Source organism: Pseudomonas sp. AC172, from assembly GCF_979258595.1.
The window spans coordinates 771,561-791,952 of the sequence record NZ_OZ409868.1; the positions used below are offsets into that span (position 1 = coordinate 771,561).

The following is a 20,392-nucleotide window of genomic DNA, read 5'->3' on the forward strand; positions in this document are numbered from 1 at the left end:
TCTTGAAGGTCGAGATCATGGTAATTGCGCCTCCAGTGGGCCGCCGAGGACTTTCAGGTATTCCAGCAGCGCCCAGCGTTCTTCCGGCTGCAACAACCGGCCAATAACGCCGTTACCACGTTCGCCGGCACGGAATTCATGGCCGCTGTTGTGGTTGCCGGTGATCCGCGTATCGAACAAGAAGCCATTGGCAAACGCTTCGGTGCGATACCCCAGATGGCGCGGATCGTACTCGACGGTGCCTTTGAAGAAGGTTGTGGCGCGTTCATCCTGCGGCGACAGCAACTGATAAATGCTCGGCACCGAACCGTTGTGCAGAAACGGCGCGGTGGCCCAGACACCGGCCAGTGGGCGCGCCTTGTAAGCGACTTTTTCGCGTACGCCGATGGGCAGGCCGAAGCCGTCCAGGCGTGGTTTCTCCTGCGGCGTGACGTTGGCCTCGCGATAGGCGCGGTCTTCGACAAAAGCGGTGACGTAAGCAAGCCCCTTGGCCACTGACAATTGGCTTGGATCCAGTGGCTCCTTGGGCTTTGGATGCAGTTTGACGTCCATTTTTTCGAGTTCCTTCAGATCCCATTGCAGGGCAGTCAGATCGAAACGGTGGCTGGCGATATTGTTGGCGGCGGTCGGGTCGGTACCGATGACATCGACCGGCAGCATGTGCAGATGCTGCACCCAGCGCTCACCTTCCTGACTCTGGCGCGGTACGTGACAACCGGCGCAATTCTCGGCAAACAGCGTGCGCCCCTTGGCTGCCAGGGGGTTGTCGATGGCACCAAACAGATCCTCTGGCCAAGCTGGCGGCTTGAGCCTTTGCAGGGTTTCTTCGATTTTGTGCAGATCACGCACGCGCACGCTGGAGGCATAGCGTGCGTCGCCTTGCAGTGGCTGGCCGTTGGCATCGAAAAAATTCAGGGTGGCGCCGACACCCAACGCTTCACCGATATTGCGCGCCATTGGTTGCTGCGCCGAGCCGTTCCACTGCACCCAATCGAACGTCCACATGTCCCAGAGCTGCGGGTAATCCACCGGAGCATTGGCCACGCGATAGTTGGCGGGGGAAATCGCATCGCCAAACGTCGCATTGGCAATGCGTCCAAAGGCGTCGGCGCGGCCGGGGCCTTCTTCGGTCGGGTAGAGGCCGCGATGGGTATCGTTCCAGGCCACTCTAAGGAATGTGTTCAGTGAAGTTTTGAAGTCTTTGCGCAATTGCTCGTGGCGCGCGTCGTATTCGTCACCCAACACGGTTCTGGCAAAGCGTTCGAATTTCCATGGGTTGTAGTAAGTCGAGGTCAGACTTGCCACCAGAGCCTGTCCGAAACTTCCGCCGCGCAAAGTAGGAACACTGGAAGGCAACACATGTTGCGCGGTACCGCCGTCGATCCGTACGGCCTGGCCTTTGAAACGCAATTCGCCGGTGTGGCAAGCGGCGCAGGTGATGTCCAGATATTGCTCGGAGCTGCCGGGATTCTGGTGGCGGGCAAAACCGACAGGGAGGTTGCCGGGGTTGTTCGTCGTGGCTTGCTGTTGCGGATCGACCAGAAAACCAAAGCGGGCGAGGTAGTCGGGAGAGGCGAAACGTTGCACCGAAAAGGGCAGTTCCAACGCCTGGAACCACTCGTAACGCAAACCTTTGACCTGCGTGCCTTGGGGCGTGAAATAGTAGGTTTGCCGGTCTTCGACACTCCACTGATTGAGGTAATGCACCTGCTCGGCGGGCGTGTAGAAAGGCAATTTCGGGTTGGCAACGTAGTACAGCACCACTGCGAGAACAAGTCCCAGCAGCACGACGATCAGAATCAGCACACGGAATAGAAGGCGCAAGATAAACATCCTTGTCGAGTTGTTCCGCTGTTATGCCTGAGCCTGCCCTATGCGGCAAGTGGCCATTACGCCAGATGATGCAAGAAGAAACGACGCTGATTGTCGGGACAAGATGACAGAAGCTTCATCGTCGCTTCGCGCCAATGCGTTTTAATCCCTGAACTTATCGTCGCTTTACTGCTCTCATGCCGGTAGCCATTGGTCGTGGCGGCCTGATAAGCTCGCGGCTTTACTCGATTGCCCTTTCGGCGCATGAACAAGGAAATAGCATGAAACAGCATCGGTTGGCGGCGGCGGTAGCCCTGGTTAGCCTGGTCCTCGCGGGTTGTGATTCGCAGACCAGCGTAGAGCTGAAAACCCCGGCGCAAAAAGCTTCCTACGGTATCGGCCTGAACATGGGCAAGAGCCTGGCTCAGGAAGGCATGGATGATCTGGACTCCAAAGCGGTAGCCCAGGGCATCGAAGATGCCGTCGGCAAGAAAGAACAGAAGCTGAAAGACGAAGAACTGGTCGAGGCCTTCGCCGCACTGCAAAAGCGTGCTGAAGAGCGCATGGCCAAGATGAGCGAAGAGTCGGCTGCGGCTGGCAAGAAATTCCTCGAAGAGAACGGCAAGAAGGCTGGTGTAACCACCACCGCTTCCGGCCTGCAGTACGAAGTGGTCAAGAAAGCCGACGGCCCACAGCCTAAGCCGACTGACGTAGTGACTGTTCACTACACCGGCAAGCTGACCAACGGCACCGTGTTCGACAGCTCCGTCGAGCGCGGCAGCCCGATCGATCTGCCGGTAAGCGGCGTGATCCCGGGCTGGGTTGAAGGTCTCCAACTGATGCACGTTGGCGAGAAGTACAAACTGTACATCCCTAGCGATCTGGCTTACGGCGCTCAGTCGCCAAGTCCGGCAATCCCGGCCAACTCGGTTCTGGTCTTCGACCTGGAACTGCTGGCAATCAAGGATCCAGCCAAAGAAGCAGCTGCTGCCAAGTAATTGGCAAAGGCTTCAACAACAACGCCTCGCTTATGCGGGGCGTTGTTGCATCTGGAGTCTGGCAAGGGTAAACAGAGCGAACCGATGGCAGCCGGGAGAGTCATAGCCATTGAGGCTGCCATCGCTAGCCGCCCTGAGCAGCCAAGTCAATGAAATATTGGGGTTTTTTATGTGAGTAAAAAACGCCCGATCTGAGCGCAGCCCTTATGAAACGGGGCTTTCAGCGCTGAAATGCAGCTCTGTTCACAAGGTTATCCACAATTTGTGTGGATAACATTTCAACGGGAGGAATAGATGAAAGCTCCGTGGAATTTCGCTCGATTCCTGCCCCTGGCCGGCCGCCTGCTGGCGCGTGGGCGTTTGCCGACCTTGCTGTTTGCGGTCGCCAGCAAAGGCGCCGCACAAGGCAATCGTCTCGGTAAACTCAAGGATGATTTACGTTTGCTCCAGGCGCTGTGCCTGGCCTATTGGCGCGGCGAGTATCGGGCCATCAGCGGCAAAGCACTGGTTTCGGTGGTGGCGGGTTTGATGTACTTCCTCAGCCCGGTAGATGCGATTCCGGATTTCATACCTGTGTTCGGCATGCTCGACGACATCGCCGTCCTCGCCTGGCTGATGAAGACCCTGGACGATGAACTCAATGCCTTCCGACTCTGGCGCAACCGCCAGCAACCGGAAAAACTTGCCGTGGTCGAACGGCTGCCCGATGCCCCTGAACAACTGCAACTTCAGGGGCCGAAAAAGCCCTGATTCATTAAGTCTTCCTGTAGATAGATACCCCCCGCGACCTTGGCCGCTGTTAGGATTACACTTCTAGGGAAAAGTGCCGACTTGCTAAGTGTTGTTGTCCTACGGGGTAGTCATGGATATTCAGATAATTGCACGCGATGGCGAACCCGAATACGCGGTTCTGCCGTGGGCTCAGTATCAGGCTCTACTACAAGCAGCAGGCATCAATGAAACACCGTCGCGTCCGGCAGTTGCGCCGCTCGCGGCCACACCAGACCCGATTCTTCCAGGTCTGGATCAACTACGCTGTTTGCGCGAAGGGAAGGGCATCGCCATTGAGGCGCTGGCCCGCACGGTAGGCATCAGCCCGTCATATCTGGCCATGATCGAAAGTGGCGAGCGTCAGCCCGACGCCGCGATTCGCCGCAGCCTGGCCTGGGAGTTGACGGTGCCAGGGTGGAGGGATGAATCGTGAGCGTACGCATCAGTCGTCAACATTGGGATGGATTGCTCGGAGAACTGGATCAGGCGCGCCGCCAGCGCCATCTGCTGACTTATCGGGCCTTGCTCGAACGATTGCAATTGCCGACACCGGCCATGCAAACCTTGACCGCCGCGCTTGAGCATCTGGCCGCGCTGGATGCCAAGGCCGAACAACCGTTGCGCAGTTCGCTGGTGATCAGTCAGGGGGCGAGTCGCCTGCCACGCACCGGTTTCTTTGAATGTGTTGAACGTCTGGGGCGCTTTTCCGGGCCGTCCGATGGCGTTGCCGCAGCCTCGTGGCATGCTTCGGAAGTCGTCCGTGTTTTTGAATACGAGTACCCGGAATCGGCGGAGGCCTGAGTGTTTTTACGACTCAAGGCGCGGGCGAGTTACTGGCTGGCCCGCAGGCTGTTTCACTGGTCATGGTTTGTTCGCCAACCGCGCGGCTGGCGCTGGCTCGAAGGTCAGTTTGCGCGCATGGCCAACCTTGGCGATGTCGGTGCGCAGAGCTTCTATGGGCACATCCTGACCTTTCGCGGTGTCGGCCTGGGTGCACGTGAAGAAGGTGTGCGCCTGTTGCGGTTGGCGGCGCTCGCAGGCGATGGCAAAGCGGCTTATCAGGTCGGTGTGATCTGCCTGGCCGGGACACCGAGCAAACCGCCGGATCCTGCCGAAGCCGCACGCTGGTGGGGCATGGCTGCCAAGGCCGGGCACCCGTTGGCGGAGCTCAAATTGAAAGAGCTGAGTACTCGCGACTCAACACTGTAAATCCATTTATGTCTGCTCAAATAAACGCGGCGTGAGGTTTTCCTCATGCCGCGTTTGCGTTTGTGTGCACCTGTTTATCTATGAGTGATTTTTTACAGACAAGTCCTACAGTCATCGCCTACTTGCCTGACTTCTTTCCTGATTGATCCCCCGCACAGTTCCTGCGCCTAATTTTTTGCGCGAGGGAACGCTCATGTTTGATCCGCTTATTCAGTCCACTTCGCACACCCGCGTGCGCTGATGGAAGCCGTCACCCGCATCGAGCAAGCACTCGACAGCTTTCCCGCCACCCTCAGTATTTACCGCGAACAGCTCAGTCATTGGGCCAGTCGAGCGGCGGACAAGGTTAGCCACGCTGCGGATTTGCCGTCGTTGATGGGCATGGAGCGGATCATTCGCTTCGGTTCCGACAGCACTGCCGTCAGCAGCTCCGACAAAGAGTTTTTCTCCGGCGTCGTCCAGTGCCCGGAGGGCGGGGTGATGCTGATCGAAAGCAAGTTCGAGTCGGTATACGAAATCCCGCTCGGCAACATCGTGGTCGATGTGATCGCCATGGACGGTGGCGAAACCACCCCCATCACCCTTGATGCGCAAGGCAAGGGCTCATTCAAAGGAATACCTGGCAAGTTCTATCAGGTGCAGGTGCACAGCGATGTCACTCCGGATCAGGTCGAGGATCTTTTCAAAGCGTATGACGGCCTGACCGCGGAGCTGGATAGCTGGCTGCGCAGTGAATGGAAGGGTTTCAAGCCGCAGTGGTCGCAGTCGGTGGCGACGGCGGCAGGCAACGGCACGCTCGCCGGGAGCTGGGCGGCCATCGAGGGGGTGTGGGACAGCATTGGTTTGCTCTCGGACATTCTCAAGGATCCCGGCGAGTTTGTTGAGCGCTTGGGCAGTGGCGCGGCGGATCTGATCGAGCTGGCGAAAACTGCGCCCCAGGTCATGGAGAAGCTGCAACTGCTGGTCAGTGACGAAGCTGCACTGTGTTTATTGCTGCGCACGGCCAGCCTTTGGCTGGAGATGGTGCCGCCCAGTGAAATCGCCGACAAAACCGCTGAAGCAGTGTCGATGATGATGGTGCAGTTGCTCATCGATGTGTTGATCAGCGTCGTTTTAACGTTTGTGAGCGGTGGCGCAGGCATCGCTTATCTGACGTTGCGTCTGGCAGATCGCGCCGTGCAATTGCTGTCGGCGATGAAGCGTTTGGTGAAGGCGATGTTCGGCATCGTCGAGGGGTTCATCAAATACGTTGATCAATACAAAGCCGTTGCCGCCCGTGGCATCGCCGCCGGGGTGAAAAAGGGCCGGATGCAATTGCGCTGGGATGCCAGGCGCAACACTTTGTTGAAGAAAGACGAGCCGCATGACGACTTGCCGGATCAGGCGAAAAACCCCAACGGTGACAGCGCTGATTGCGTGCCCTTCACCTGCACCAACGGTTGCCCGGTGTCGATGGTCACCGGTGAGGAACTGCTGACGCTGACTGATGCGGTGCTCGATGGCGTGTTGCCGTTTGAGTTCACCCGGTTGTATCGCAGCAGCGCGGCGGAGATTGATGTCGGGTTGGGGTTTGGCTGGAGTCATTCGCTGGCGCATCGGTTGGTCTTTGAAGGCGATGTTGTTGTCTGGGTTGACCACGAAAACCGCCGCACTCGCTTTCCGTTGCCCAGTGCTGCACGACCGGCGATTCACAACAGCCTGTCGCGGGCAGCGATCTTTCTGGGTGATGAGCCGGAAGAGCTGATCCTCGCGCTGGCTGGGGATACGGCGCGGTTTTATCACTTTCGCGCAGGACGGCTGACGGCGATCAGCGATGCCTATGGCAATCGTCTGACGCTGCAGCGCGATCGGTCTGACCGGGTGCGGCGCCTGGACAACGGGGCCGGGCGTTCGCTGCTGTTGCGCTATGACCGCGCGCAGTTGTTGGGTGTCGATTATCAGGTGTTTCGCGACGGAGCCTGGGGCACCGAACAGACACTGGTCAGTTACCGCTACGACGCCTATCGGCACCTGATCGAAGCCAGCAACGCCGTCGGTGACAGCGAGCGTTACGACTATGACGACGCCCACGTAATCCTGCAGCGGCAACTGGCCGGCGGCGCGAGCTTCTTCTGGGAGTGGGAGCGGTCTGGCAAGGCTGCCCGCTGCGTGCGCCACTGGGCATCGTTTTCGCAGATGGACACGCGCTACGTCTGGGCGGGCGACGGCAGTGTCGCGGTGCATTACGTCGACGGCACCGAAGAGACCTACGTTCACGACGAGCGTGCGCGGTTGGTGCGCAAGGTCGAGGCCGACGGTGGCGAGCAGCTCAAGGCCTACGACGATGCCGGGCGCTTGATCGCCGAGCAGGATGCCTTGGGCGCGGTCACCGAATACCGCTACGACGAAGTCGGACGGCTGATCGCGCTGATTCCACCTGTTGATGCGCCCACGTCCTACGAGTACCGCAACGGTTTCCTTTATCGGCGTTCGCGCGGTGATGCGGTGTGGATCTACCGGCGTAATGCCGAGGGCGATATCACCGAAGCGGTCGATCCCGACGGCCAGGTCACCCATTACTACTACGACACCCGTGGCCAGTTGCTGTCGATCCGCTATCCGGACAGCAGTCGGCATCGGCTGGTATGGAATGCCCTGGGTCAGTTGACCGAGGAAACCCTGCCCGACGGTGGCGTGCGGCGCTTTTCCTACGATGCGCTGGGGCGACGGACCACCACCGCCGACGAACATGGCGCAGTCACCCGTCAGCATTGGGACGCCGTTGGCCGACTGATTCAGACGACATTTCCTGACGGTGCGACCCGCGCCTACAGCTACGGCGCCTATGGTCAGGTCACTGCCGAGCGCGATGAACTCGGGCGCATCACCCGCTACGAATACGACGATGACCTGCATCTGGTCTCGCGGCGGATCAACCCCGACGGCACGCGGGTGCAGTACCGCTACGACCATGCGCAACTGCTGCTCACCGAGATTGAAAACGAGTCCGGGGAAAAGTACCGGCTGGACTACACGCCGACCGGGATGATCCGTCAGGAAAGCGGTTTTGACGGCCGCCGCACGGCGTACACCTATGACCTCAACGGCCATCTGTTGGAGAAGACCGAGTTCGGTGATGACGGCTCACAGTTAGTCACGGCATATAAACGCGATGCGGCCGGGCGTCTGCTGGTCAAAACCCTGCCCGACGGGATCAAGGTCAGCTATCAATACGACCGCCTCGGCCGTTTGATCGGCGTCGACGACGGCCAGCAACACCCGCTGGCCTTCGAGTACGACCGTCAGGACCGGCTGATCACCGAGCATCAGGGCTGGGGCACCCTGCGCTACCGCTACGACGCCTGCGGCCAGCTCAAACGCATGCGTCTGCCGGACAACAGCGTGCTCGACTACCGCCACGCCAAGGGCGGCGCGCTGACCGACATCGACCTCAACGGCACGCCACTGACCCGTCACATCTATAAGTCCGGCCGCGAACTGCAACGCCAACAAGGTTTGCTGCTCAGCGAATATACCTACGACGATCAAGGACGATTACTCGCCCACGCCGTAGGCCATCAGCGCGATGCGCTGTACCGCCGCGATTATGCCTACAACGCCAACGGCAATCTCGCGCACATTGCCGACAGCCGCCACGGCCAGCGCACCTACGGCTCCGACGCCCTCGACCGCCTGATCCGCGTACGCCACTCGCGCGACGAACTGCCGGAATCCTTCGCCCACGACCCGGCCGGCAACCTGCTGATGCAGGACCGCCCCGGCCCGAGCCAGATCAAGGGCAACCGCCTGCTCATGCAGGGCGACCGCCACTACGACTACGACGCCTTCGGCAACCTGATCCGCGAACGTCGCGGCCGCGCGCAGACACTCGTCACTGCATACCGCTACGACAGCCAGCACCGCCTGATCGGCCTGACCCGCCCCGACGGCCAAACCGTCAGTTACCGCTACGACGCCTTCGGCCGACGCATCAGCAAAACCGTCGGCGACGACACCACCGAATTCTTCTGGCAAGGCGACCACCTCGTCGCCGAAAGCAGCGAACGCGAATACCGCAGCTACGTCTACGAACCCGGCACCTTCCGCCCCCTCGCGCTGCTCGACGGCAAAGGCCCGAAAAAAGCCTGCCCGTTCTACTACCAACTCGACCACCTCGGCACCCCGCAGGAACTCACCGACTACAGCGGCGACATCGTCTGGTCCGCGCAATACGACGCCTACGGCAAAGTCGCCGCACTGACCCTCGCTGGTGATGACTACCTGAACCAGCCGCTGCGCTTTCAGGGGCAGTATTTCGATGCGGAAAGCGGCCTGCATTACAACCGCCACCGGTATTACGACCCGCGGCTGGGGCGGTATCTGACGCCGGATCCGATCAAGTTGGCCGGTGGGTTGAATCAGTACCAGTACGTGCCGAATCCGACGGGGTGGGTGGATCCGTTGGGGTTGAGCTGTAACTGTCCCGGAGGCATTCCTGCTGATGGACCTTATAGCGAAATTGTTCCAGGTGGAGGATTAGATGCCCATGAGACTCGCGGTGGACATGCTATTGCGAGACATGTAGATAGATCGGAGGCTCAACTCAGAGCTAGGCTAGCGGCCGAGCCGAACATACCTATTGCGTCAACATTTCTAAATAGGTCAGAAGCTGAAGCTGCACTCGCGAATGTTATTAGAAACAACAAGGTGACAATTGATAATTTTGTGCAGGGTAATGCAAGCAAACTTGTAATTAATGAACAGGTGTCAGCTCCTGCAGGGGTGGGTGTAGTGAGGCAGAGCGGAAGGTTGGAGCCTTTGTCTAGCATTAGATTGGTGTTGCGGCGAGATGCAACTTCACCGCTTGGATACTTTATTTTGACGGGATTTGTAAATGACAATTGAAGATTTTCCTAGTCTGTTTCAGTTTCTCGGGGCCTATTTTCATGAAGACTGGATGTGTGAGTTTGACTCCGCAGATGATGTTGTTAAATCTTTCATAGCGGACTCAGAACCTCGCGTACTTGAGAAGGTGGTAAAGGAAATCGATTCTTTTTTGGCGATGAAAATTTCAGAAAATGAAACTCGAGATTTTTTGCTGAAAAAAAATGGTTGTTGCTATTGCTATTGGAATGAGTGGCAAGACGGAAATACGTGGTTGAAGCACATTTCTGTGCTGTTTGGTGATTCTTCGCATAATGATATTTAAGTGTTTCTGGGATTGTTAGTGTCATTTGTTATTCGTTGAATAAGAACGTGGCTTTAAGAGGAGTAAGTATTGTGGTTGAGCAGAGTCGTAAAGTTGGTTTTTTATCAAGGATTTTTTTTTGTTGTAAAGGTATAGGGTTGTTTGTGATGCAAAGGTCGAAGCTTCAGTTTCAGAAAGTTGAAGAGTCAGCTAGCCATGAGCGAGCGTTAAATGAGGGGGCTGTTGCTAAAGTTAAAAAATCTCGAGGAGTTCATGGTTCTCGCTTTTTGAGTTACAGAGCGCAAATGAATGCATATAACGAGGCGATGACAAGAGAGTCCAGAAAAATGCCTCGCTTCACTGGAGAGGATAGTATGGGAAATCTGGTAGTGCGAATGGAGACTGAAAATATTGGTGAAGGATATGAGCCAAATCCCGCAGATCCATCTGATCCACGCTACATCTCTGAAATGTATGGTTTTGAAATGAGATTTGATTTCGAGACACTGGAGCCTTGGGCTCTTTATCCGATAGAGAAAGCATAATGTTGATGCATCCTTATCTTGATATTCCTTATCGTCCAAGGCTGTCTCACTTTCTCGGTGGGTTTGATACGTATGATCGCGAAGAAAGCTTGGGTGAGACGCTGTCTGCGTACGATCCTGAGGATCCATCAGACAGAAGTATTTTAATATCCAGGTACGTAATCAAGCGGTTTTCAAAACTGAGCCATCGGCATAAGTTCGTTTTGTTTGCTGTGTTGGGAGAGGCGCTTGAAGAAAGCGGTGATGTCTTTCAAGAGGTGCTGGAGCATGATCCATACTCTCACTCCTTGCTACCAGAAGGCTGGGATGAGATGAGTGATCCAAAGGCATTTTTCGAAAGCATGTACTTTCAGTTGTCCGAAGCATGGATGCACGAGCTTTACAAAGCCAGCCGAGAAGACTCATCAACTTGGTAACCGCGACTTGTTGCTCGCTGCAATTTTGTAAGTTTTGGGGGCATTCAAAGGGTGAAGATGCTGGTTGCACGAATTCGGTTATGTCGAATCACCGATGTCCGAGTGTAAGTGCTTCTGCAGGTGGCTGAGCGAACAGACTATCAATCACATACACGCTATACCCCGGAACATTCTTCGCATGGTGTTTCGCCTGCGATGCCATCTCAGCAAGGTGACTGGCATCCAGCTGTGCGCAGGCCTCCGGGTGTAGATGCACGACGCCGATGGACAGCGACAACAGTGGAAACTCCTGCCGCACGCCTTGGCGATTCGGGGCGATGAAGCAGCCGGCGTCGAGGTGTTCAGTGCGATAGAAGCGTCGGCATTGGCTCTGGAAGTCATCAAGTAATTGATTAAGTCGTTTGCGCCAGTCTTCGGGGCCGAGGACCAGGAGAAAGTCGTCGCCACCAATGTGGCCAACGAAGTCGCGGGTAGGGTCGACGCGTTCGTTGAGGCATTGCGCCAGACACAGCAACACTTCGTCACCACGCCCGTAGCCATAGATGTCATTGAAGGGTTTGAAACTGTCGATGTCGACGTAGCAGATGACCGATTCGCGCCCCTGCTGCAGCAACCGCGTCAGGCATTGCTGAATCGGCACATTACCCGGCAACAAAGTCAGCGGGTTGGCATAACGAGCCTGCTGGATCTTCAGCTCGGTGATCAGCTTAAGCACGTCGATCACCCGGCCGAGGCCCAGGTAGCCGCCGTTAAGAGTAATGATGAAGTCTTCTTCGATGCGTTGCCGGGCGCGGCTGGTGATCAGGCGGCTGACTTGCTGCAATGACTGGCTCATTTCCACGGCGAGGAAGTCGTCGTTCATCAGGCGGCTGATCGGTTTGCGCGCGAACAGGTCGGTGGCGAACGGTTTGAGCAGGGCATCCGATAAGGAGTGGCGGTGGACGATGCCGCAGGGTTGGCCTTGTTCGTCGAGTACCGCCAGTGAGTTGAGGTTGGCCTGGCGGCGAAAGGCTTCCAGCACGGTGGCGGTCGGTGTGTCGCGATGCACGGCCGGTTGGTCGTTGAGCAGGGCGCTGAGGTCGCTGCCTTCGTCGTTCAGCGCAACGCTGCTGCTGTCGTGTTTGGGCATCAAGGCGCGAGCATCGCGGGGCGGGTGTTCCTGGGGGCGACCGAGCAAGTAACCCTGCACCAGATCGACGCCCATTTCAGTCAGCACCGCGAGTTCTTCCGGCAGTTCGATTCCTTCGGCGATGACTTGCGCGCGCGAGGCTTTGGCGATTTGCAGGATCGAGCCGACGAACTCGCGCTTCAGCGCGTCCTGATGAATGCCGTCGATGAAGTGCCGATCAATCTTCACGTAGTCAGGGCGCAGCTCCGACCACAGACGCAGGCTCGAGTAGCCGGCACCGAGATCATCCAGCGCAATGGAAAAACCCATCGCCCGATAGTGATGCAAGGCGGTTTGCAGCAACTGAAAATCGTCGATCGGTGTTTGTTCAGTCAGCTCGATGACGACCTGACTCGGCGGAATGCCGAAATCCTGCAGCAGCTGCAACGTGCGCCCCGGTTGATGCGCGGCTTCAAGCAAGGATTCCGGCGAGACGTTGAGAAACAGTTTGCCCGGCAGTTGCTGCTCGTTGAAACGACGGCAAGCACTTTGCCGGCAGGCGATTTCCAGCTCGCTCAAACGTCCGGCCTGACGCGCTACGGCGAACAGTGCGATGGGCGAGTGAAGAGGGCTGTTGGACGGGCCACGGGTGAGGGCTTCGTAGCCGAGAATGCGGCGTTCCGAGAGAGAGATGATCGGCTGGAACAGGCTGTGCAAACCGCTTTGAGTCAGGATCGAGCTCAAGGCACTCAGCTGTTCGGTCGTGGTCATGGCAATCTCTGGCGATAAAAAAAGGACTGGGAGCGCTCTCGATGAAGAGAGTGGCTCCCAGTCCTTTATTGCACGACAGAATGATGACTGTTTGATGACGATCCGGGGATCGTCAGCATTAAATTGCCATCATCTTACTTCTTGGCCACCTGATTACTCAGCTTCAGGTAATCCAGCAACACGCGCCCGGTTTCGCTCAGGTAGGCGTCGTCTTCCGGTTTGACCTTGTCCGGGTCAGCGGCCGCGAGGGCGTCTTCGTCTTCTTTCTTCAGCTCTTTGAGCGGCTCTTCGCCTTTGGCCTTGCGACGGATGTTTTCCATCGCCAGTTGCTTGGCGTCGATGTCGTTGTGCTGGGCACGGCGCTCGGCTTCGTTGAGGCTGACGGTTTTTTCTTCCATCAACTTCTGCGCCAGGGCCAGCTTGTCGCGGATGAACACGAACTCGGCATCCTTGGCGGTGCGCGTGTCATGTTCGGACTTGAGCTGGGCCAGGAACGGTTTGAACGGGTCGGCTGCCGGTTTGATTGCCGCACGGATGGTGTCCCACGGCATGGCTTCCGGCAGTGCGCTCTCGCCGATTTCCTTGGTGTCGATCAGCGACGGGTAGTCGATGTCCGGCAATACGCCCTGATGCTGGGTGCTCTGGCCGGAAACCCGGTAGAACTTGGCCAGTGTCAGTTTCAGTTCGCCATGGTTCAGCGGCTGAATGGTCTGCACGGTGCCTTTGCCGAAGGTCTGACCACCGATGATCAGCGCGCGATGGTAGTCCTGCATGGCGCCGGCGAAAATCTCCGAAGCCGAGGCGGACAAGCGGTTGACCAAGAGTGCCATCGGACCTTTGTAGAAGGCGCCCGGGTTTTCATCTTCGAGTACGTCGACACGGCCATCGGCGTTACGCACGAGTACGGTCGGGCCTTTGTCGATGAACAGACTGGTCAGCTCGGTGGCTTCCTGCAGGGAACCGCCGCCGTTGTTGCGCAAGTCGATGACCACGCCATCGACTTTGTCTTTCTGCAGCTCGGTGAGCAGCTTCTTGACGTCGCGGGTGGTGCTCTTGTAGTCGGGATCACCGGCACGGAACGCCTTGAAGTCGAGGTAGAAGGCTGGAATCTCGATGACGCCGAGTTTGTAGTCCTTGCCGTCCTGTTTCAGGTTGAGCACGGACTTCTTCACCGCCTGATCTTCAAGCTTCACTGCTTCACGGGTGATCGGCACGATCTTGGTGGTCTGGTCGTTCGGCGCATTGCTCGCCGGAATCACTTCCAGACGCACCACGGTGCCTTTCGGACCACGGATCAGCTTGACCACCTCGTCCAGACGCCAGCCGACCACGTCGACCATCTCTTTGTTGCCTTGGGCAACGCCGATAATCTTGTCGGCCGGGGCGACCTGTTTGGTCTTGTCGGCCGGGCCAGCAGGCACCAGACGCACGACTTTCACCTGGTCGTTGTCGCTCTGCAACACGGCACCGATGCCCTCGAGGGACAGGCTCATGTTGATGTCGAAGTTTTCCGCGTTATCCGGCGACAGATAGTTGGTGTGCGGATCGTACGACATGGCGAAGGTGTTGATGTACGCCTGGAAGATGTCTTCCGGACGGGTCTGGTCCAGGCGCGCCAACTGGTTCTTGTAGCGCTTGGTCAGGGTTTCCTGGATCTGCTTCGGCTCTTTGCCGGCGATCTTCATCCGCAGCACTTCGTCCTTGACGCGTTTGCGCCACAGGTCGTCGAGTTCAGCAGTGGATTTGAGCCAAGGTGCGTCCTTGCGATCGATCAGCAAGGTTTCCCTGGTGGTGAAGTCCATCTTGTCGACGCCTTTGTTCAGCTCGGCAAGGGCGTAGTCCAGACGCGCCTTGACGCGGTCCAGATAGCGCTTGTAGATGGTGAACCCGGCGTTGAGGTCGCCGCTTTTGAGGAAGTCGTCGAACTGGGTCTTCCACTTGTCGAATTCGGTGATGTCGCTGGCCATGAAGTAGCTGCGTGACGGATCCAGCAGCTTGAGGTAGCTGTCGTAGATGATCACCGAGCGCGCATCGTCGAGCGGCGGCTTGCTGTAGTGGTGACGCTTGAGCAACTCGACGACGTTCAGGCTGGCGATGACTTCATCGCGATCAGGCTGCAATTTGTCCCAGCTGTTGGCTGCGAATGTATTGCCCGACACCGGCAACAAACCGATACCGATGAAAAGAGCGAGGGCGGTGCTGGGGAGCAAATGCTTCATGCTGATTCGACGCGGGGACAATTGATAACGCATATTAGGCCGTCTTTGAAGTCGCCGGTTCTACGAGAGCCGGTCGCATAATGCAAAAAGCCCGGCGCTACAGCTTCGGGCTCAGTCCAGACTCACTATGGAGGCACTGTGAAGGCATTGCAAGGCGTTGACGGTCAAGTGGCATGGGTTGAAGAGCCGAGTCCTACGTGTGATGTAGGACAAGTCCGCATCCGAGTGGCGGCAGCGGGCCTCAATCGCGCCGATTTATTACAGAAAGCAGGACTTTATCCACCACCACCAGGTGCCAGCCAAGTGCTCGGTCTTGAGTGCTCCGGAGTCATCAGCGAGGTCGGCGCGGGCAGTGCGTGGCAGGTCGGCGATCGGGTTTGCGCCTTGCTGGCCGGGGGTGGCATGGCCGAAGAGGTAGTCGTCGACGGGCGGCACGTGCTGCCGGTTCCCGAAGGCGTCTCGCTGATCGAGGCCGCTGCATTGCCCGAGGTTTATGCAACAGTCTGGCTGAATGTGTTTCAACTTGCGGCGCTCAAACCGGGTGAGAAAGTTCTTCTGCATGCCGGCGCAAGTGGAATTGGTTCAGCCGCCATTCAGTTGTGCAAGGCGTTCGGCAATCCCTGTTGGGTCAGCGTCGGTTCGGCTGAGCGCTTGGCCTACTGCGAGGCACTGGGTGCGCAGGGCGGGGTGGTGCGCACCGATGATCTGGAGAGCCTGCGTGATTTCGGGCCGTTCAATGTGATTCTCGACCCGGTCGGTGGCAATTATTCGGCGCTGAATCTCAAGCTGATGGCGCTGGACGGGCGTTGGGTGTTGATCGGTTTGATGGGTGGCCGTGAGGCAAAACTGGATCTGGCGCAGGTATTGGCCAAGCGTGTGCAACTGCTGGGCTCGACGTTGCGCAGTCGCGACGATCAGTTCAAGGCGGATCTGTTGAGTGATCTGGGCCAGCAGGTGTGGCCGCTGTTTGCCGAAGGGCGCTTGAGTCCGCAGATGGCCAAGGCGTTCCCGGTGAAGGATGCCGAGGCGGCGTTTGCGGAGCTGGCGAGTAATACGGTTTCCGGGAAATTGGTGTTGGTGATTGACGAAAGTCTGAGCTGAGCAGGGAAAAGCCCCTCACCCTAACCCTCTCCCAAAGGGAGAGGGGACTGACCGGGTTGTTCTGTCGAGGTACATCGACCTGACACATGGAGTCGAACTCAGGTTCGGGGTGTCAGCGTGCAATTGCAGATTAAATCTTTGTCATTTCCAAAGGTGGATTGGCCAGTTGGCCTTTTCGGAGTGCTCCAGCAACACCGGGTCCGGGTTGACCACGTGCGGGAAATCCACCTTCAGCAACAACGGCAAATCATTGCGCGAGTCGGAATAGAAACTCGCACCTTCCAGGTTCTCTTCTTCAGCATCCAGCCATTCCAGCAACCGCGTGATCTTGCCTTCGCGGTAGGTCAGGGTGCCGACGGTGTGGCCGCTGTAAACGCCGTGGGCGACTTCCAGTTCGATGCCGAGAATTTCATCGATGCCCAGTCGATCGGCAATCGGTTTGACCAGGTGCGTGCCTGACGCCGAAATCACCAGAATCCGGTCGCCAGCCTTGCGGTGTGCGGCAATGGTTTTGGTCGCATCGCTGAAGATGATCGGTTCGATGAAGTCTTCAACCCATGGCCCGACCAAGTGCTCGACTTCTTCCGGCGTGCGGCCGATCAGCGGTTCGAGGCTGAACTCCATGTACTCTTCCATGCGCAATTTGCCGTGGCTGTAAGCGTCCATCAGTTCGTTGTTCTTGCGCATGAACGACTCGGGATCGACCCAGCCGAGGCGCCCCATCTGCTCGCTCCAGAGGGTGGCGCAGTCGCCGTGGATCAAGGTTTCGTCCAGATCAAAAATTGCCAGGGCCATCAGTGCAGTTCTCTCTTCAACGTCAGCAAAGTCATCAGGCTACCTCACACAGGGCCGTCGGATCGATTGAAAGCGCCAGACGCTGACCGTCGGGATGCAGATCGGCGGCCGAGCGGTTAAGCACATCCACCACCAGTTCCACGCCGCGTGCTTCGATCCGGTAGCGGATAACGTTGCCGAGCAGGCTGTGGCTGCGGATCTGCGCGTCGAGTTCGCCTTCAAGGCTCAGTTCGATGGCTTCCGGGCGAATGGCGATGCGGTGGTTGATCGGGCGTTGCAACAGCTTCGACGCGTCGTCGGCATCGAGCAGGTTGTAGTTGCCGATGAAGCCGGCGGCGAACACATCGACCGGCGCAGTGTAGAGGGTTTCGGCATCGCCGCTTTGTACGATTTTTCCCTGATTCATCAGGAAAATCCGGTCAGACATGGTCAGCGCTTCTTCCTGATCGTGTGTGACGAAGATCGTTGTCAAACCGAGCTCGCGCTGAATCTGCCGAATCTGTTCGCGCAGGTGCTTGCGAATGCGCGCATCGAGCGCCGACAGCGGCTCATCCAGCAGCAGCAAGCGCGGGCGAGTCACCAGCGAACGGGCGAGGGCCACACGCTGACATTGGCCGCCGGATAACTGATGTGGGTAGCGGCTGGCGAAGTCGTTCAGTTCAACCAGTTTCAACACTTCCGAAACGCGTTTATGACTGTCATCGGCGTTGACCTTCTGCATGCGCAAACCGAAGGCAACGTTTTGCTCGACGGTCATGTTGGGGAACAGCGCGTAGCTCTGGAACACCATGCCGATCCCGCGTTTCTGTGGGCTCAACGGCACGATGTCGACGCCATCGAGCAGGATCTTGCCGCCATCCACCGGCGTCAGGCCGGCGATGCAACGCAGCAGAGTGGATTTTCCGCAACCGGACGGACCGAGCAGGGTAACGAATTCGCCTTTGTTGATTTCGCAGTTGATGTCGCTGAACACCGTGGTGCCCGCGTAGTTTTTCTGCAGGTGTTGGACGCTGACATAGCTCATTCGCTTTTGTCCTTGTTCAAGATGTTGGCGATCCAGGTCAGGACCAGCACGAAAAAGAAATACGAGATGACCAGCGCACTGGTGAAGTGACCGCTGCTGTTGCGCATGTTGTTCAGGTACACCTGCAGGGTTTCGTAGCGGGTGCCGACCAGAATATTGGCGAAGACGAACTCACCGAAGAGGAACGAGAACGACAGCAGCAACGCGACCATCAGGCCTTTGCGCAGATTCGGCAGCACCACCAGAAACGCCGCTTGAAAGGTGCTGGCGCCAAGCAGTTGTGCAGCGTCCATCAGGTCGCGCAGGTTGATCGCTTGCAGGTTGTTGGTGATCGCCCGGTACATGAACGGCAGGGCCACGGTGAAGTAGCAACCGATCAGAATCCACGGCGTGCCGACCATCGCCATCGGCCCGGAACCGTAGAGCTGCAACAAACCCACCGAGGACACCACCGGCGGCACCGCGAAGGGCAGCAGGATCAGGATGTTCATCAGCGCATCGAGCTTCGGAAAGTGGTAATGCACCACGAACAACAGCGGCAGGATCAGCACCACCGACAGCACCAGCGCACCGACGCACACCAGCAATGACTGACCGAAGGCGTGAAGGAAGCGCGGATCGCTCCACAGCTGGATGTACCACTTGAAGGTGAAGCCGCTGGGCAGAATGGTCGCCGACCAACTGCTGGCAATCGAATAGACCAGGGTGCCCACCAGTGGCAGCAAGAGGATGGCGAACAGCAGATAAACCACGACGCGGTGGTAGAGGCCGGCCGGGCCGGATTCAGCGCGAGACATGGTAGCTCCTCTTCAACAGCAGTTGATGCACGACAGTGACGATGGTCATCAGCGCCACCAGCACCACGGCCAAGGCGCTGGCCAGATTCGGGTCGAGGGAAATGTCACCGGAGACCATCGCTGCAATACGGATTGGCAGGACGTTGAAGTTGCCCGTCGTCAACGCGTACACCGTGGCATAGGCACCGAGGGCGTTGGCCAGCAGGATCACGAACGTGCCGAGCAACGCAGGGGTCAGCACTGGCAAACCAATATGCCGCCAGAACTGCCAGCCATTGGCACCGAGCAGCGCAGCTGACTCGCGCCAGTCTTCACGCAGCGCGTCGAAGGCCGGGTAAAGCAGCAGCACGCCGAGGGGAATCTGAAAGTAGGTGTAAAGGATGATCAGCCCGGTTTTCGAGTACAGGTTGAAGTCCTGAATGATCCCCGACTGCTTGAGCATGATGGTGATGCTGCCGTTGAAACCGAGCAGAATGATGAACGCGAAGGCTAGAGGCACACCGGCGAAGTTGCTGGTCATGTTGGCGAAAGCGTTCACGAAGTTGCGCAGTTTCGAATCGACGCGGCGCAGGGAATACGCACCGAGTACGGCGATGATAATGCCGAACACGCTCGACCAGAAACTGATCTCGAGACTGTACTGGATCGCCTGCAAATAGAACTTCGAGCTGAAGATCTTGCTGAAGTTGGCCAAGCCCCAGCCGAACTCCTCCGATTGCAGGCTGTTGATCATCACCCAGACCAGCGGGGCGATTTCGAAGACGATAAAGAACAGCGCGAAGGGCACCAGGCACAGCGCCGCCAGCCATTTGCCGCGAGTCATGGCATTCACTTGAGCAGCTCCCGGCACACAGGTTTGTCGTGGGGCACGCCGAGCAGTTCGCAAACGGTGCCGCAGATTTCCGTTTGCTTCGGCGCTGCGCCGGCGTCTAGGCTGAACGCATCACCGAGGACAAACAGCGGCACCTGACGTTCTTCCGGCAACAGGCCGTTGTGCGAGCGATCGTTGTTCATGCCGTGGTCGGCGGTCACCAATACCTGATAGCCAGCGTCGAGCCAGCTCTGCAAATAGTCGGCAAGGATGATGTCGGCGAAGCGCGCGCTGTTGCGGTATTGCGAAGAGTCGAGGCCGTGCTTGTGCCCGGCGTCGTCGATGTTCATCGGGTGAATCAGCAGGAAGTCCGGATCGTGGCGCAGGCGCAGGTTTTCCGCGTCAGCGAACAGGTGCGAATCCGGGTAGTGATCGCTCCAGTAGAAATGCCCGTGCTGGATCGGCAGCGACAGATTGTCGGTGTGGCGGTCGCGTGCTGCCACGAACGGCGAACGGTTGTACAACTCGCTGACCCAGTGATACGCCGCCGCAGCCGTTTTCAGACCAGCATCGCGGGCGTAGTGATAAATGCTGCGCTGATTGGACAGGCGCGAGACGTTGTTGTGGACGATGCCGCTGTCGATCGGCGGCACGCCGGTGAGGATGCATTCATAAAGCGGTCGGGACAGGGCCGGCAGCTCGCACTCCAACTGATAGAGCGCGGCGCGTCCTGCGCCAACATAAGCCTGCAGATGCCCCATGGCGTGACGCGCGACCTCGTAGTTGAGGCCGTCGAGCACGACAAGGATGACGTTGTGCTTCATAGGGGCAAAAACTCCGCGAAATTC

At 58.0% G+C, this 20,392-nt stretch carries 18 protein-coding genes; 10 read left to right on the forward strand and 8 right to left on the reverse strand.

Annotation, left to right across the window (positions count from 1 at the left end):
- Positions 1-15: 15 nt before the first annotated feature.
- Positions 16-1,824, reverse strand: coding sequence for a di-heme-cytochrome C peroxidase (locus tag ACZ0A4_RS03655; RefSeq protein WP_463573102.1), 1,809 nt, complete (start codon positions 1,822-1,824; stop codon positions 16-18).
- 269 nt (positions 1,825-2,093) lie between these two features.
- Here ACZ0A4_RS03655 and ACZ0A4_RS03660 point away from each other — a divergent pair, with 269 nt between their 5' ends.
- From ACZ0A4_RS03660 to ACZ0A4_RS03700, 9 genes are all read left to right on the forward strand, one after another.
- Positions 2,094-2,810 carry an FKBP-type peptidyl-prolyl cis-trans isomerase gene (locus tag ACZ0A4_RS03660; protein ID WP_007919751.1) on the forward strand — a complete coding sequence of 239 codons (717 nt, stop codon included), beginning with the start codon at positions 2,094-2,096 and terminating at the stop codon, positions 2,808-2,810.
- A 294-nt stretch (positions 2,811-3,104) separates the two neighbouring features.
- Positions 3,105-3,560 carry a YkvA family protein gene (locus tag ACZ0A4_RS03665; RefSeq protein ID WP_463573103.1) on the forward strand — a complete coding sequence of 152 codons (456 nt, stop codon included), beginning with the start codon at positions 3,105-3,107 and terminating at the stop codon, positions 3,558-3,560.
- A gap of 112 nt (positions 3,561-3,672) precedes the next feature.
- Positions 3,673-4,014: a helix-turn-helix domain-containing protein gene (locus ACZ0A4_RS03670; protein ID WP_463573105.1), complete on the forward strand. Its 342-nt coding sequence runs from the start codon at positions 3,673-3,675 to the stop codon at positions 4,012-4,014.
- Positions 4,011-4,382, forward strand: coding sequence for a hypothetical protein (locus ACZ0A4_RS03675; RefSeq protein WP_003223109.1), 372 nt, complete (start codon positions 4,011-4,013; stop codon positions 4,380-4,382). The genes ACZ0A4_RS03670 and ACZ0A4_RS03675 overlap by 4 nt, the downstream gene beginning before the upstream one ends.
- A complete protein-coding gene (locus tag ACZ0A4_RS03680) occupies positions 4,383-4,790 on the forward strand; it encodes a tetratricopeptide repeat protein (RefSeq protein WP_463573107.1) in 408 nt (135 codons plus the stop codon).
- A 240-nt stretch (positions 4,791-5,030) separates the two neighbouring features.
- Entirely contained in the window at positions 5,031-9,674 is a 4,644-nt protein-coding gene (locus ACZ0A4_RS03685) for an RHS repeat-associated core domain-containing protein (protein WP_463573109.1), read from the forward strand.
- The gene (locus ACZ0A4_RS03690) at positions 9,664-9,978 is read left to right on the forward strand and encodes a contact-dependent growth inhibition system immunity protein (protein ID WP_463573111.1); all 315 of its coding nucleotides are present in this window, start codon (positions 9,664-9,666) and stop codon (positions 9,976-9,978) included. The genes ACZ0A4_RS03685 and ACZ0A4_RS03690 overlap by 11 nt, the downstream gene beginning before the upstream one ends.
- Before the next feature lie 71 nt (positions 9,979-10,049).
- Positions 10,050-10,502: a hypothetical protein gene (locus ACZ0A4_RS03695; protein WP_463573112.1), complete on the forward strand. Its 453-nt coding sequence runs from the start codon at positions 10,050-10,052 to the stop codon at positions 10,500-10,502.
- Positions 10,502-10,918: a hypothetical protein gene (locus tag ACZ0A4_RS03700; protein WP_463573114.1), complete on the forward strand. Its 417-nt coding sequence runs from the start codon at positions 10,502-10,504 to the stop codon at positions 10,916-10,918. Before ACZ0A4_RS03695 ends, ACZ0A4_RS03700 begins: the two co-directional genes overlap by 1 nt.
- A gap of 88 nt (positions 10,919-11,006) precedes the next feature.
- On the opposite strand, the gene ACZ0A4_RS03705 is transcribed toward ACZ0A4_RS03700, so the two are convergent.
- Together ACZ0A4_RS03705 and ACZ0A4_RS03710 are read right to left on the reverse strand one after the other, a co-directional pair.
- Positions 11,007-12,797 (reverse strand): bifunctional diguanylate cyclase/phosphodiesterase, encoded by a 1,791-nt coding sequence (locus ACZ0A4_RS03705; RefSeq protein WP_463573115.1) that lies wholly within the window; start codon positions 12,795-12,797, stop codon positions 11,007-11,009.
- Between the two features lie 134 nt (positions 12,798-12,931).
- On the reverse strand, positions 12,932-15,016 hold the full coding sequence (locus ACZ0A4_RS03710; RefSeq protein ID WP_463573116.1) for a carboxy terminal-processing peptidase: 2,085 nt from the start codon (positions 15,014-15,016) through the stop codon (positions 12,932-12,934).
- Between the two features lie 138 nt (positions 15,017-15,154).
- Between ACZ0A4_RS03710 and ACZ0A4_RS03715 the strand changes: the two genes are divergently transcribed.
- On the forward strand, positions 15,155-16,117 hold the full coding sequence (locus ACZ0A4_RS03715; protein ID WP_463573117.1) for a zinc-binding dehydrogenase: 963 nt from the start codon (positions 15,155-15,157) through the stop codon (positions 16,115-16,117).
- Between the two features lie 141 nt (positions 16,118-16,258).
- Here ACZ0A4_RS03715 and ACZ0A4_RS03720 read toward each other — a convergent pair whose 3' ends face one another.
- From ACZ0A4_RS03720 to ACZ0A4_RS03740, 5 genes are read right to left on the reverse strand one after another with little or no spacing between them, the layout of a single operon-like run.
- Positions 16,259-16,912, reverse strand: a complete 654-nt coding sequence (locus tag ACZ0A4_RS03720; RefSeq protein WP_463573119.1) for an HAD family hydrolase — start codon at positions 16,910-16,912, stop codon at positions 16,259-16,261.
- Positions 16,913-16,946: 34 nt separating this feature from the next.
- Positions 16,947-17,936, reverse strand: a complete 990-nt coding sequence (locus ACZ0A4_RS03725; RefSeq protein ID WP_016983773.1) for an ABC transporter ATP-binding protein — start codon at positions 17,934-17,936, stop codon at positions 16,947-16,949.
- On the reverse strand, positions 17,933-18,733 hold the full coding sequence (locus tag ACZ0A4_RS03730; RefSeq protein WP_007916333.1) for an ABC transporter permease: 801 nt from the start codon (positions 18,731-18,733) through the stop codon (positions 17,933-17,935). The genes ACZ0A4_RS03725 and ACZ0A4_RS03730 overlap by 4 nt, the downstream gene beginning before the upstream one ends.
- Positions 18,720-19,556: an ABC transporter permease gene (locus ACZ0A4_RS03735; protein WP_163013661.1), complete on the reverse strand. Its 837-nt coding sequence runs from the start codon at positions 19,554-19,556 to the stop codon at positions 18,720-18,722. The genes ACZ0A4_RS03730 and ACZ0A4_RS03735 overlap by 14 nt, the downstream gene beginning before the upstream one ends.
- 5 nt (positions 19,557-19,561) lie before the next feature.
- Positions 19,562-20,368 (reverse strand): alkaline phosphatase family protein, encoded by an 807-nt coding sequence (locus tag ACZ0A4_RS03740; RefSeq protein WP_463573120.1) that lies wholly within the window; start codon positions 20,366-20,368, stop codon positions 19,562-19,564.
- Between the last annotated feature and the right edge of the window lie 24 nt (positions 20,369-20,392).

What these genes read in the sequence shown, in the direction of transcription:
- ACZ0A4_RS03660 (WP_007919751.1), top strand. Translation starts at nt 2,094, where the DNA reads ATGAAACAGCATCGGTTGGCGGCGGCGGTAGCCCTGGTTAGCCTGGTC.
- ACZ0A4_RS03665 (WP_463573103.1), top strand. Translation starts at nt 3,105, where the DNA reads ATGAAAGCTCCGTGGAATTTCGCTCGATTCCTGCCCCTGGCCGGCCGC.
- ACZ0A4_RS03670 (WP_463573105.1), top strand. Translation starts at nt 3,673, where the DNA reads ATGGATATTCAGATAATTGCACGCGATGGCGAACCCGAATACGCGGTT.
- ACZ0A4_RS03685 (WP_463573109.1), top strand. Translation starts at nt 5,031, where the DNA reads ATGGAAGCCGTCACCCGCATCGAGCAAGCACTCGACAGCTTTCCCGCC.
- ACZ0A4_RS03690 (WP_463573111.1), top strand. Translation starts at nt 9,664, where the DNA reads ATGACAATTGAAGATTTTCCTAGTCTGTTTCAGTTTCTCGGGGCCTAT.
- ACZ0A4_RS03700 (WP_463573114.1), top strand. Translation starts at nt 10,502, where the DNA reads ATGTTGATGCATCCTTATCTTGATATTCCTTATCGTCCAAGGCTGTCT.
- ACZ0A4_RS03705 (WP_463573115.1), bottom strand. Translation starts at nt 12,797, where the DNA reads ATGACCACGACCGAACAGCTGAGTGCCTTGAGCTCGATCCTGACTCAA.
- ACZ0A4_RS03710 (WP_463573116.1), bottom strand. Translation starts at nt 15,016, where the DNA reads ATGAAGCATTTGCTCCCCAGCACCGCCCTCGCTCTTTTCATCGGTATC.
- ACZ0A4_RS03720 (WP_463573119.1), bottom strand. Translation starts at nt 16,912, where the DNA reads ATGGCCCTGGCAATTTTTGATCTGGACGAAACCTTGATCCACGGCGAC.
- ACZ0A4_RS03725 (WP_016983773.1), bottom strand. Translation starts at nt 17,936, where the DNA reads ATGAGCTATGTCAGCGTCCAACACCTGCAGAAAAACTACGCGGGCACC.
- ACZ0A4_RS03730 (WP_007916333.1), bottom strand. Translation starts at nt 18,733, where the DNA reads ATGTCTCGCGCTGAATCCGGCCCGGCCGGCCTCTACCACCGCGTCGTG.
- ACZ0A4_RS03735 (WP_163013661.1), bottom strand. Translation starts at nt 19,556, where the DNA reads ATGACTCGCGGCAAATGGCTGGCGGCGCTGTGCCTGGTGCCCTTCGCG.
- ACZ0A4_RS03740 (WP_463573120.1), bottom strand. Translation starts at nt 20,368, where the DNA reads ATGAAGCACAACGTCATCCTTGTCGTGCTCGACGGCCTCAACTACGAG.